The organism is Mesorhizobium sp. M1A.F.Ca.IN.020.06.1.1, from assembly GCF_004023265.1.
Classification (GTDB): Bacteria; Pseudomonadota; Alphaproteobacteria; order Rhizobiales; family Rhizobiaceae; genus Mesorhizobium.
On sequence record NZ_RZSR01001572.1, the window covers coordinates 1 to 734 of the forward strand.

Consider the following 734-nt stretch of genomic DNA (forward strand, 5'->3'; position numbering starts at 1 on the left):
GCTTGAGGCATGCATCGAAAAGCTTCGCACAGACAATCCGGATATCGGTGCGATCTTGTTCGAATGCACCTTGTTCCCGCTGGTGTCGCCTGCTCTGCGCAAGAAGACAGGCTTGCCGATTTACGACGTGACGACACTCTGCGAGCTGACCTTCGCAGCAGCATAATAGCCGTTGAACGTCAGGCCACCATATCGTGACCGGGATGTTGACCTCTGCAGAGGGCGCCATTGCCCTCCGGCCATCAAGCAACCTCTAAGCCCTCCCAAGGGCCGAGAGCATCGGGGTGAGTGAGACGCGACTGTCAATGACCGCAGAATCGGGACCCCGTATTTTCACGCAAAAGGGACCCCGGCTTTCGGTTGTGAGAGGCACGCCGGTAAGCGCCCGATCAGGCGGAGCTGGTCGGGGTTGCACAGCCTGATCGGGCGCGGCTGATTAGCTTTTCGGCTTTAGCTTTGAGATCGGCTTTTGAAGCGCCAGGACTCGTTTCCGGTCTCGACGATCTCGCAGTGGTGAGTGAGGCGGTCGAGCAGCGCGGTGGTCATCTTGGCATCGCCGGCGAAGACGCTCGGCCATTCCCCGAAGGCGAGATTGGTGGTGATGATGATCGAGGTGCGTTCATGGAGCTTCGAGATCAGGTGGAAGAGCAACTGCCCGCCGGCCTGGGCGAAAGGCAGATAGCCGAGTTCATCGAGCACGACGAAGTCGAGGCGTGTGAGATGGTCTGCCATGC

1 protein-coding gene is annotated in these 734 nt (G+C 59.4%); it reads right to left on the reverse strand.

Going from position 1 to position 734, the window contains the following annotated elements; all coding sequences use genetic code 11:
- Positions 1-450 precede the first annotated feature (450 nt).
- Positions 451-734, reverse strand: a 284-nt coding sequence (locus tag EOA60_RS35615; protein WP_164899905.1) for an ATP-binding protein, incomplete at its 5' end; no start/stop codon positions are given.